Source organism: Oscillatoria sp. FACHB-1407 (assembly GCF_014697545.1).
In the GTDB taxonomy this organism is placed as follows: Bacteria; Cyanobacteriota; Cyanobacteriia; order Elainellales; family Elainellaceae; genus FACHB-1407.
Genome location: NZ_JACJSA010000027.1, coordinates 43,549 through 55,247, shown reverse-complemented (window position 1 = coordinate 55,247; position 11,699 = coordinate 43,549). Strand labels below are relative to the sequence as shown.

The 11,699-nt window shown below is 46.3% G+C and carries 13 protein-coding genes and 1 pseudogene; 11 read left to right on the top strand and 3 right to left on the bottom strand.

The window, feature by feature from the left end:
* Positions 1-28: 28 nt before the first annotated feature.
* The 3 genes and pseudogenes from H6G89_RS29950 to H6G89_RS29940 all read left to right on the top strand — a co-directional run.
* A pseudogene (locus H6G89_RS29950) lies at positions 29-217 on the top strand (response regulator transcription factor); the annotation flags it as partial.
* Positions 218-233: 16 nt separating this feature from the next.
* Positions 234-1,400, top strand: coding sequence for an ABC transporter permease DevC (gene devC, locus H6G89_RS29945; protein ID WP_190513654.1), 1,167 nt, complete (start codon positions 234-236; stop codon positions 1,398-1,400).
* Between the two features lie 66 nt (positions 1,401-1,466).
* Complete coding sequence (locus tag H6G89_RS29940; RefSeq protein ID WP_190513652.1) at positions 1,467-2,210, top strand: DevA family ABC transporter ATP-binding protein; 744 nt, start codon at positions 1,467-1,469, stop codon at positions 2,208-2,210.
* A 230-nt stretch (positions 2,211-2,440) separates the two neighbouring features.
* On the opposite strand, the gene H6G89_RS29935 is transcribed toward H6G89_RS29940, so the two are convergent.
* The gene (locus H6G89_RS29935; RefSeq protein ID WP_190513650.1) at positions 2,441-2,794 is read right to left on the bottom strand and encodes a hypothetical protein; all 354 of its coding nucleotides are present in this window, start codon (positions 2,792-2,794) and stop codon (positions 2,441-2,443) included.
* Between the two features lie 575 nt (positions 2,795-3,369).
* Here H6G89_RS29935 and H6G89_RS29930 point away from each other — a divergent pair.
* The 3 genes from H6G89_RS29930 to H6G89_RS29920 all read left to right on the top strand — a co-directional run bounded on the left by H6G89_RS29930 (position 3,370) and on the right by H6G89_RS29920 (position 5,508).
* Positions 3,370-3,918: a nuclear transport factor 2 family protein gene (locus tag H6G89_RS29930; protein ID WP_190513648.1), complete on the top strand. Its 549-nt coding sequence runs from the start codon at positions 3,370-3,372 to the stop codon at positions 3,916-3,918.
* 194 nt (positions 3,919-4,112) lie between these two features.
* Positions 4,113-4,529, top strand: a complete 417-nt coding sequence (locus H6G89_RS29925; RefSeq protein ID WP_190513646.1) for a hypothetical protein — start codon at positions 4,113-4,115, stop codon at positions 4,527-4,529.
* A gap of 214 nt (positions 4,530-4,743) precedes the next feature.
* The gene (locus tag H6G89_RS29920; RefSeq protein WP_199337007.1) at positions 4,744-5,508 is read left to right on the top strand and encodes a hypothetical protein; all 765 of its coding nucleotides are present in this window, start codon (positions 4,744-4,746) and stop codon (positions 5,506-5,508) included.
* 355 nt (positions 5,509-5,863) lie between these two features.
* Here the strand turns inward: H6G89_RS29920 and H6G89_RS29915 are convergent, their stop codons facing one another.
* Positions 5,864-6,022: a hypothetical protein gene (locus H6G89_RS29915; protein ID WP_190513645.1), complete on the bottom strand. Its 159-nt coding sequence runs from the start codon at positions 6,020-6,022 to the stop codon at positions 5,864-5,866.
* Between the two features lie 116 nt (positions 6,023-6,138).
* Here H6G89_RS29915 and H6G89_RS29910 point away from each other — a divergent pair, with 116 nt between their 5' ends.
* From H6G89_RS29910 to H6G89_RS29890, 5 genes are all read left to right on the top strand, one after another.
* On the top strand, positions 6,139-7,131 hold the full coding sequence (locus tag H6G89_RS29910; RefSeq protein WP_190513643.1) for an NAD(P)/FAD-dependent oxidoreductase: 993 nt from the start codon (positions 6,139-6,141) through the stop codon (positions 7,129-7,131).
* Entirely contained in the window at positions 7,085-7,744 is a 660-nt protein-coding gene (locus H6G89_RS29905; protein ID WP_199337006.1) for a Crp/Fnr family transcriptional regulator, read from the top strand. Before H6G89_RS29910 ends, H6G89_RS29905 begins: the two co-directional genes overlap by 47 nt.
* Before the next feature lie 695 nt (positions 7,745-8,439).
* Positions 8,440-8,841, top strand: a complete 402-nt coding sequence (locus H6G89_RS29900; RefSeq protein WP_190513642.1) for a VOC family protein — start codon at positions 8,440-8,442, stop codon at positions 8,839-8,841.
* Between the two features lie 130 nt (positions 8,842-8,971).
* Positions 8,972-9,952, top strand: coding sequence for a pyridoxamine 5'-phosphate oxidase family protein (locus tag H6G89_RS29895; RefSeq protein ID WP_190513640.1), 981 nt, complete (start codon positions 8,972-8,974; stop codon positions 9,950-9,952).
* A gap of 144 nt (positions 9,953-10,096) precedes the next feature.
* Complete coding sequence (locus H6G89_RS29890) at positions 10,097-10,516, top strand: RidA family protein (RefSeq protein WP_190513638.1); 420 nt, start codon at positions 10,097-10,099, stop codon at positions 10,514-10,516.
* A gap of 69 nt (positions 10,517-10,585) precedes the next feature.
* On the opposite strand, the gene H6G89_RS29885 is transcribed toward H6G89_RS29890, so the two are convergent.
* Positions 10,586-11,506, bottom strand: a complete 921-nt coding sequence (locus H6G89_RS29885; RefSeq protein ID WP_190513636.1) for a ParB/RepB/Spo0J family partition protein — start codon at positions 11,504-11,506, stop codon at positions 10,586-10,588.
* Positions 11,507-11,699: the final 193 nt, after the last annotated feature.

Sequence of the window (11,699 nt, the reverse complement as noted above, 5' to 3'; positions counted from 1 at the left end):
TACCGTTCAATCACAATCCCACTTCATGCCTCTGTCAAGCCGTGAGCGAGAGGTGCTCAAGCTGATTACGGAAGGAGCCAGTAACCCAGAAATTGCCCGTCGCCTTTATCTCAGCCCTAACACCATTAAGACCCACGTTCGCAGCATTCTAAACAAGCTGGGAGTTGAGCACCGACTGCAAGCTGCTGTCGTGGCACTACGACACGGGTTGGTTTAACCCAGGAGTTCAATTTATGTTGCAAACTTTGACCAAGAAAACACCGCTAGCGTGGCTTCTGCTGACCAAGCAAAAAGCACGACTGACAGTGGCGATCGCCGGAATTGCCTTTGCAGACATCCTCATGTTTGTGCAGATGGGCTTTCAAGGAGCGTTGTTTGATGCAGCGACTAAGCCCTACCGAGAACTGGATGCAGACCTGGTGATTGCCAATCCCCAATTTCAAACGCTGTTTGCCGTTCGCAGTTCTCCCCGTGAGCGGCTCTATCAGGCAGCAGGGGTCGATGAAGTTGCGTCTGTTAATCCGCTCTATATCGGATCGGCTCAATGGCGTAACCCTGAAACCTTGCAGAGTCGCACCATTTTGGTGTGGGGATTTGATCCCGGTAGCCCGGTGTTTCAATCCGCAGAAATTAATCAAAGGTTAGATCAGATTAAACCGCTGAATCAGGTGTTGTTTGACCGCGCAGGACGACCGGAATATGGGGCGATCGCCCAACGGTTTGAGCAAAGTGGTTCCTTTGAGGCTCAACTCAACAACAAGCAGGTGCAGGTCAGCGGAGTATTTACGATGGGGTCATCCTTTGCTGCCGATGGTAATGTTGTCGTCAGCGATTCGACCTTCCTCAACCTGTTCCCCGAACGTACGCCTGACCAGATCGAAGTGGGACTGATCCGCCTGGAGCCCGGAGCCGATGTGGAAGCCGTACGTCAGCAGATCGACGCCATCCTCCCCGACGATGTGATGGTGCTGACTCCCGACGGATTTGCTGATATTGAAAAAGGCTACTGGGCAAATGGTACGGGCATCGGTTTCATCTTTGGGTTGGGAACGGTGATTGGCTTCATCGTTGGCATCGTCATCGTGTACCAAATTCTCTATTCCGATGTGTCCGATCACCTGCCTGAGTTCGCTACTTTGAAGGCAATGGGATATAGCGATCGCTACCTCCTCATTGTGTTGATGCAAGAGTCCCTCATCCTCGCTCTGATTGGCTTTGTTCCCAGTCTTTTTCTGGCTACCGGACTTTACCAAATTGTCTACGGCGCAACACTCCTCCCCATTGGCATGAAAGTTGATCGGGCGATCGCTGTCCTCCTCCTCACCATCATCATGTGCGTTGCCTCCGGTGCAGTCGCCATGCGAAAACTGCGGAGTGCCGACCCTGCCGATATTTTTTAAGCTTTATCCCTTTGTACAAACGCGATTAATTGCGTTCCTGCCATTCCTTACTCCTTCACTCCCTCTATGCAAACTCTCATCTCTCCCTCCCAGTCTCCTGAACAAGCAACCACTCCAGTCATTTCCGCCCGCCATTTGAATCATTACTTTGGGCAGGGTGACCTCCGTAAGCAGGCATTGTTTGATATCAATCTCGACATTTACGCCGGAGAGATCATTATCATGACAGGTCCATCCGGTTCTGGTAAAACAACACTCTTAACCCTGATGGGAGGCTTGCGATCGGCTCAAGAAGGAAGTCTCAAGATTCTCGATCAGGAAATTTGTGGAGCAACAAAACAACAACTTTTACTGTTACGAAAACAAATTGGTTACATCTTTCAAGCTCACAACTTGATGACTTTTTTGACTGCAAAACAGAACGTTCGCATGTCTCTAGAACTACATCCGCAATATCTCAATCAAGACATGGATGCGATCGCCACTGATATTCTCAAATCAGTCGGCTTGGAACAACGCATCGACTATTACGCAGATAGTTTGTCAGGTGGACAAAAACAACGAGTGGCGATCGCCCGTGCCCTGGTCAGCCAACCCCGCATCATTCTTGCTGACGAACCTACCGCCGCGCTCGACAAAAAATCGGGTCGAGAAGTGGTCAGTCTGATGCAAAAACTTGCCAAGGAACAGCATTGCACCATTCTCCTGGTGACTCACGACAACCGGATTCTCGACATTGCCGATCGCATTATCTACATGGAGGATGGCCGATTAGCTGATCATCCCGATCCAGCCGCATTGGTACATTAATCGCTACCAATTTGTAGAGAGGGGATGGAATCCTTGGCTGGAGACGCAATCCCCTACACCTCTTTGTCTCATCTATCTCGACAGTTGCTATCCAAATGAACGGTTTGTCAGGACACCTCTAAATTTTGAACGTAACGTGCTACCTTTCAGCCTCAACACTCAGTCCTAAGCACTCAAGCCTCAACACTCAGCACTTTGCTGTACACACCTGCCTAAGCGTTTGAGGAGCTTTAAATTGAGTTTGGATCAGCCCCCATAAAACCCACATTTACACCCCCTTGTTTGAGAACTCTCATCGCCTCACTGTGCATATACAGCAGAATAAACAAGCTGACGATGGGGATAAATAAGCCAATGATTAATAAAACTAACAGGACAGCCGACAGTTTGAGTGCTGTTCCTAATCGAAATAACGAAAAAATTTGAAACAGTGCTGCTGCAATATACAGTAAATTACCAAGCTGTGGATCAATTCCTGAAAAGCGCAACAGGCTAATCACAATTCCTGCTAAAAGAGACCACAACACTAACCGATGAGATTGAGCAATATCTTTTAATTCGGAACGGTTGAATAATTTGCTCATGGTGATGAATCCTGCCGATCAATTTCTAAAGAATATTCAATCACTAACCCTTAGATTTTCGTGAATAAAACCTTTTTGCTTAAGAAAATAAGACGAATGGGGAGTGAAACTTGGTACAGGTGAGAACTCCACATAACAATTCTGCATCGTTTCGTGAAATATAGCGATCGCCAAAACCATTAGGACATTGAATTTGAGTCCTGCTGAGAGAGACGCGATTCGTCGCGTCTGTCCTGTTGAGTACTTTATCCTCTTAATTGAGATGACTACGGCTATAGAACCTTTAGAAGATTTCCAGGAAACAAAATAACCGTAGGGGAGTTTCGCGAAACGCTCCTACCGAAAACCGATGGGTAGATCCTTTCTCAAGAATCTCATCAATCAACGCAAAGCTCTTCACCAGACCAAAATCCAAATTGATCGCAGTACATATCAATCCCAAACGGGTTGTAAGAGGTTCACCTCGGAGGGACGCACCTCTTACAGCCTACTCATCTCATAACTGGTTTAGGACAGCTATATACTGGCTAGAGTAAAGAAAAATAACTTATTCATATCCTGAGGATTGCGAAACTATGAATCGGTCATTTCCAGGCATTCTCTGTACCGTTGTTGGCATATTACCTGCGATCGCCTTAACTTCTATTCCCCTGACTTCTGCCGCAAACGCAGAAGCAGTGCCGTTGCTCGCCCAAACCATGCCGACCTCATCCACGTCAGAACAGACGATCCGAACCTTCATTCAACAGATTGAAGCCGAGAATTTGCAGGGACTTGGGGATCTCCTGGCGGAGAACGTTGTGCTAGAGCAACCCTACCAGTTACCCGGAGCACCCAACCGTTTTGAAGGTAAAGCAGCCGTGCAGGGTTTCTTTCAACGCATCAATCAAACCTTCAGCAGAATTCAGTTTGAAAATTTACGCGTGATCGTTTCTGCGGATGAGCAAACCGTCACGGTAGAAGGACAAGGAAACTTTGTGATTGCTGAAAATGGAGCATCCTATCAAAACGTTTACATTGTTGTGTTTGAGATGAGAGACGGCAAGATAGGCACAATCCGAGAATATTTCAATCCCCTTATCCTCGCTCAAACATTCAACATTGATCTCACTGGAGGGCAGTAAGCCCATCCCAAAATCTATCAAAATCGCTTCCAGGCGATCGCTCCCAACATAAGCAACCCGTTTCTTGATGCTGTGGTCAGGTTTTAGCCGATCTCTCTGAGGGTGTTTACACAACGCCTCTCCGTCTCTTCTGCGTGCTGAAGCATTACTCCTTGGGAACTATTGTGGTGGGACGACCATCATTTTTATAGACTATGACTGCCTCTCCAAAACCTCATCCCCCTATCGCACCCTGGTTTCGATACTGTTTGTTACTCACAGCCATTTTTAATGTCTTTGGAGCCATTAGTTTTGCACCTCCAGTCTATTACTCCACGGCTGATTCGTTTGGACTGCCGACAAATGTATCCCCTTTTAGTCTCTGGGTTATTGCTTCGTGGATTCTGATTTTTGGACTGGGATATGCTTGGCTTTTTATTAACCGCACACCAGAAAACCTCTTTATCGCCGCAGCCGCAGCCTGTAAGTTTACGATCGCTCTCTTCTTTTTCATTTTCTATTTCACAGGTGATCTACCCCTCATTTCATTTCTAGTCGGGTGCTGTGATCTTCTCTTTAGCGTTATGTTTATCGTCTGGCTTTTACAAACAAACAACAAGAACGAACACTGAGCACACCATTACACTAAGCCACTCCAAAAAGCGAAAGACGGGCACAGGTACATAATCTGTTGCGCTACGTCCTCATGAACTGTAATTGAGTCGGTTCACCAAGGGAATACTAGGTGAGGATCAGGCTAGTCGTGATAGTGAGCGATCGCTCTTGTTGATGCTTCTCACACGTTACCAGTCAATTCATCAATTGTTTCTGCTGGGAAAAACTATTATGCAAGCTAAACAACGGTTCAAGCTATCTCGGTTAACAACAGCTTGTGTACGGATCATGGCTCTTTTAGGTTTGAGTACAGCGATTAGCCTGAGTGAATTACAGAGCCATGCTTTGGCAGCCTCATCAGTCCGAAATGAGGCGATCGCCTTCAATTGCAATGAGTCTGAAGCAACTATTCGTGCCAGAGGTGGTGCCTCCGTCACAGTCGGGCAAAGCACCATCTATATTGGCTATCAACAAGTCTCAGCCAACAACAAAGATCCTCGGCTAATTCGTTTTGATGCAGGTAGACGAGTCTGGTGCAAAACCAACTACGAAGTGACAGGTGACGATAGCACAGGTTATGGACTGGTATGGAATGGCGGTAATATCTATGCCGTGTTTACCGCTACTGGCACGCAAGGCAGACCTTCTCAAGATTTCCGGCGATTTGCGACCAATGGATGGCTAACCAATTATGGTAGTGGTGGTGGAGCAAAAGTTGCCATTCTCACGAGAATTAACCCTGCCAATGGCAACATCCGAGCCGCAACATTTCTATCCTCCGTGCTGACGAATGGTAGAACAAACTCGATGCAAGTGAATAGCCTTGCGCTGCGATTAAACGGTAATTTAATCGTTGGGGCTAGTTCCTGGTCGTATCCGCGTCGCGCAAACCACGCCAGAATGTCCTGCAACAGTGCGTCGCCCTACCCTTACACCATCGAGTTCACTCCCAATTTAGATAGAGTGATCAGAGCAAGGGCTGTTGGTTGTCGTTAAAACGAAATCAGTTCAGTTACAAGCTATTGAATTACGTCGATCCTTCTTTAATCCCTGCGGTAGACGGTATTTTGCCGCAATTTTTCTGCTTCCAGACAGGAATGCACACACAGAGGCTCTGCCTCTGTCACTCCAGTTTCAAGTAGGAACCTGGAAACGCGGGCTGTATGGGATTGGTTCATGGAGAACGTGACAGAAGAAAGTGTATAGCAACCGAGGGGTTAGTTATACCAAATCAAATGGAGATCAAGACAGATGTCGTTAGGGGCGGGTTTGGCAGATCAGTTCCTGGGTTTGCCGTTAGTAAACCACTAAACCCGCCCCTACTAGCGTCCGCATTTGCACTGGAAACCACTTAAAGCGTATCAGGACAGGGTTTGCCCAAACTCCCTTGTCTCAACTGTCTCGACAGTTGCTGTAGCCGTAGCCGCATTCGATGGGGCGGAGACGAGTCAGAAAGCCTCCCCAGAGTCAGGGTTTGAGCCATTGTCGTTGCCTTAAGCTTTCTGACCACAGCTCTATATCAAACAAATTAGTTGACATTGTACCGAACGAACGGTACAGTAAAGATATACCGAACGAACGGTACATCTTTTAAGCTTCTCGTCTGAAGCATTCCCAGAGGTATTTATGCAACTCACCAAACAAACTTTAAATCAACGTACTGACCAGATTTATGATGTCTTGGTGGTCGGAGGTGGAGCCGCTGGATTATCCGCTGGAATTTATCTACAACGCTATCTCCTCTCGACACTCATCATCGACAAAGGCAAAGCGCGATCGCACTGGATGCAAGAATTGCACAATTACCTGGGCTTGCCTCCTGATACGCCCGGTCGGGATGTCCTGAAGCAGGGAAAAGCTCATTACCTGTCTCTCGATGGTGACTATCTCAACGCTTATGTAGAAGAGGTCATGGATGAGGGTGAAACCTTTGCTGTGCGTGTGCGGATTGGGCGCACAAACCCTACGTATGCTGTGTTTCGCAGTCGTTATCTAATTGCTGCCAGTGGCATTATCGATCACCTTCCCAAGTTGGCAGATATGCAAAATGTATTTGACTATGCGGGGCACAATCTGCACGTTTGTTTGATCTGTGATGGCTACGAAATGCGTGACCAACGAGTTGGTGTGTTTGGTAGCCATGAGTCGAGCTTAGAGGTCGCATTCTCACTGAGTTGGTTTACTCCACACATCACCCTGTTTACCAATGGTGAATTTGAGGTAGGGGCAGAACTGCGCGATCGCCTCACTAGCAACGGTTTCACTTTAATTGAACAACCCATTAAACAATTCCTCGGTGAAAACCATCAAATGACAGGGGTAGAACTTGCCGATGGTTCCATTGTGAAATTGGATGCAGGCTTGGTTTCAATGGGATCAAAGTATCACGCGGGCTATCTGAAAAACATCGATCTGGAATACCAGGGTGGCAATTTGATTACCGACAAAATGAACCGTACCTCCCACCCCCGGATCTTTGCGGTCGGTGATCTAAAAGTTGGTATGAATCAAGTTGTTATTGCGGCAGCGGATGGTGCATTAGCGGCTACTCAAATTTGGCGCGACATTCGTCGTGCTGAAGGAACCCGGCGATCGCCCATCTCAGTTAACGCCGCGTAGGGGGCGAATGTTGATGATTAACGAATTGCCACCTGTTTTGAGGCGTGCATTGACGTATCACAACCTATCCAAAAACCAACTCTTGTTTCAACAAGGGGAACCAGCCCAAGCCATTTTCTGGGTAGAGTCTGGTCGTATCAAACTTCTCAGCTTCACAGATCAGCAAATCATCACTCACTATTTAGTGAATGTAGGGGAAAGTTTTGCGGAAGCATCATTGTATTTTGAGACTTATGCGTGTACTGCGATCGCTGAGCAACCTTCACGCATCATGGCAATTCCCAAGCAGATGTTTCTAGAAACATTACGCCAATCACCCAGTTTATCTGAACAATATCTGGCACATTTGACCCATCGATTTGCTACTGTGAAACGCCTCTTAGAACTACGTAGCATCCGTTCAGCCCGGGAGCGTCTACTGCATTATCTCTACCAACAACGTCAACCCGGACAACTTACAGTTCCCCTAACGCAACCTCTTAAAACTCTAGCGATCGAACTGGGATTGTCTCCAGAAGTATTATCTCGAACTTTTGCTCAGTTGGAATCAGAAGAGGTTTTAAGTCGCAAAAAAGGAAGCGTTCTCTTCAACGAAGCATGGTTAAGGTCGTAAGTGATTACCATGTTGAATATTACGAAGTATCACAAGTAATAACGTTGAACCAAGAGTTTCAACTAACATTTGCAAACTTGATTCCAGTCATCCGTCCAAGAAAATATTCACACTTACGATTGAGTTGTTTCACCCAACATACAGCCCCATGACCAAACCTGTTCGTGATCCCCCACCAATAGACTGCCTTTCCTATAACGGTTTTCAGTCTCGCTGGCTAAAGTAGCAAGATCGCAAAACTAGACTAAAATTCGCAACAACAGCAGAGATTGATTGAGTATTTATCTAGTAGAGTAAATTTGGTTAGTGTAGAATCGCTTGCTACATTCCCACTTCAACTGTCCTACTGGAATTGCAAGAAGTCTTAAGCCAGAAGAAGAAGTGCCATTTTCAGCAAAGATGGCTCAACCCCGAAAAGCTTTTACTCTATTGAATATTCCAGAATATTTGATGTTACAGGCTCGACGTGTATCGTCAGGTTTGACAGCGTTTCACAGGTATATAGCAACTGTCGAGACAATTCATAGAAGGGGATGTGGGGCTGCACTCCGTCCTAACCAACCCCTCGGTTGCTATATCAGGGAGTTTAACCAAAGGAAACCTAACTCTATTCTGGATTTCGACTCAAACGACTAATGCATCACTAACATATCCATATCAACCAACCAATCTAGTTCTTTACGGAGATTTGTTCTATGGCAATTACTCAAGGTGCTCATCACATTGGGCTGACCGTTCCAAACCTCACCGCAACCCGTGACTTCTTTATTAATGTCCTGGATTTTAAACAAGTAGGTGAAGTTCCAAGTTATCCAGCCTTCTTCTTATCAGATGGCACCACTCTACTGACTCTTTGGCAAGCTGCCAATCCTGCGAGTGCTGTTCCATTTGATCGAAAAAACAATATTGGGCTGCATCACTTTGCTTTGAAGGTAAATAGTTTAGAGACACTCAAATCTCTACATCAAACCTTGGCAACTACAGAGGGAGTGCAAATCGAATTTGCCCCTGAACCTCTTGGTGGGGGTCCCACTCACCACATGATGTTCTATATGCCCGGTGGCATTCGCATGGAACTCATTGCTCCAGCCGCTTAGGGGAGGGTGCTTTTAGCATCTACCAGACATATCTGTAGAGCTTTACTCAACGGTTAGAGTGCGATCGCCTCAAAAGCCCATCAATGAACATTGACAGGCAACGTTTAACGTCAATCAGTGGTAGTAGCATATGGCAATTCCAGGTTGGACTCGCAGCGAATCTCCATTTCATGCGGGTGAGTTGGCAATTCAGACACGATTAGGTGCTCTGGAGCGAATGGATAAACAAGGACGACGAGTCATTCGAGAGTTCTTGCCAGAACAGCATCGCCAGTTCTATGCACAATTACCCTATGTGATTGTGGGAACTGTCGATCAAGCAGGTCATCCCTGGGCATCGATCCTGGTAGGTGAACCGGGCTTTATGTCTTCACCCGACGATCGCACCTTACAAGTCAAAGCCAAACCCCTATTTGGAGATCCCTTAACTACCATCCTCACAGAGGGTATTGATATCGGGTTCCTGGGCATTGAACTGCATACCCGTCGTCGTAATCGGATGAATGGAGTAGTAACTGCAACCGATGCCAATGGGTTTGAGGTGCGAGTAGGACAAAGCTTTGGCAATTGTCCTCAATATATCCAAGCCCGGATGTATGAGTTAGGTGAGTTTGACCCAACTACTCCTAAACCAATTAATGAGTTTACACTATTGTCGGAGCCAGAACGAGAGGCGATCGCGTCTTCTGATACTTTCTTCATTGCCACAGCCTATCAAGATGAATCCGCAGGAGAGGCAAGTGGCGTAGATGTTTCTCATCGAGGCGGCAACCCCGGTTTTGTCCGAATTGATGAGGATAATCAAACCCTAACCATTCCTGATTTTTCGGGCAATTGTCACTTCAACACCTTCGGCAATTTAGAACTCAACCCTCATGCAGGCTTGTTGTTCATTGACTTCGATCGCGGTGATATTCTCTATTTAACGGGCACCGCTGAGGTGATTTGGGAGGGAGCCGAAATTAACACCTATGCTGGTGCAGAACGGTTGTTGCGCTTCCATCTGGAAAGGGGCTATCGGGTACAAAGCAGCCTCCCGTTACACTGGTCAGAGCCCCAATTTTCTCCATTTCTCAAAGATACAGGTTCCTGGCAATCCACTTCCGTTTAAGTTTTTATCTTGTCAACCACGAGTCGAAAGATCCGAGCCAATGTAGCATTAGCCCACTGGCAAAGCTTGGTCATTGGGGTGTGATCTTTAGCATTTATAGCAACTGTCGAGACAGTTAATTTTTAAACTAGGAGAAATTTGATCATGCATGATCACTTCATCAAGCGTCTGAACCCACCGGAGCTACCCGATTCCTCTACCTATGGGTTCTCACAAATTACAGTTGTCCCTCCTGGAGTGAAACTGGTTCATATTGCAGGTCAATATGGTGCTGATACAAATGACAATCTCATTTCCGAAGACTTTGCAGAGCAGTTAAAGCAGTCCTTTAACAACTTACGCAACGCATTAGCCGCTGTTGGAGCATCCCCAGAGCAAGTTGTAAAAATTACTATCCTTTCCGTCGATCACACAATGGAGAAATTAAAACTCATTTCAGCAGCAAGAAACGCTATGTGGAGCCGCGATCGCCAGCCTGCTAGCACCCTTATTCCAGTATCACGACTAGCGGTAGATGGCATGTTATTTGAGATCGATGCAGTAGCTGTCATTCCTAGTGTCTAATAGCCTGACCGCCAGTATTGCTGGTAGCCTAACCAAGCTCATAGATCTCCCAATCACTAAACGCATCCGTTATTCATCCTGTAATAGAGTTTCTAGCTCTGTTAACAATGTCTCCAATTTGTTCTGTTTTTGGGGATGTTCCCACGGCTTAACCTGTTTGAGTTGACGATAGGCTCTGTCAACACGCTGTTTAAGGGATACTGTAGAGGTTTGAAGTTGCAACGCTTTTACCTCTTCCTTAATTCGATTCAATGACCAATTATGTGCGATCGCCTGTTCTAATAGTTGCTGGCGTTGCTCAACATTCTTCAACTGTGCAATCACTTTAGCTTTGGTGTATTCAATTCTTCCAAGCCGTAATGCCCCCAATATATCACCCGGTAGATTGAGAAGTGGCAAGCGATTATTGACAAATGAAACCCAACTCATCCGCTGCAAACTCGCAAACACAGCTTCCACGGTGATGAGTGTTAAACTGTCCTGATTGTCTCCATGGTGTTCTTCCTGTTCAAGACTATGCTTGGACGTTTCACCTATCCGTTTTTTGTACTGATGTTGTAACTGGTGTAACAACCGTGGAATTTCTTCAATAGACCGATTGAGCCGCATTGCTAACAGATGCAGGATACCCTCTGTCTCCTCTAAGGGATTCAGATCCTCCCTCAGCAGGTTCTCCATCAAGCCTATCTCTGCTGCCTCTGCATCAGTTAGCTCTCGAATGAGAACGGGCACACGCTCCAACTCAGCCGCGATCGCAGCCCGGTAACGACGTTCTCCAGCTACGAGTTCATAACCTCCTACCGCTCTTGGACGCACCAATAGCGGTTGAAGAATGCCGTGAGTCTTGATGGACTGAATTAATCTCTGATTGGATTGTGAATTAAAATATCGACGGGGTTGTATAGCAGGTAGATAAATTTGGCGAACCGAAACAATGATAGGTGAATGATTAGCTGAATTTGATTCATCAATGTTGCCGCTAGGCTTCATGTCTTTTGCATACTATTGACGCTGACTTACACCTAAGTCAATATAACTTTACAGGAATAGCAACCAAAAGTTACTCTCTTCCAGATGAGTGATTGTCTGTGTATTAGTGCAATTTCTGCCTAGACTGAAGTACAGGGTGAAACCAGCTTGAGAGTAAATTGAAGGGTGAATTACATGATTTTCTCAAGCACAA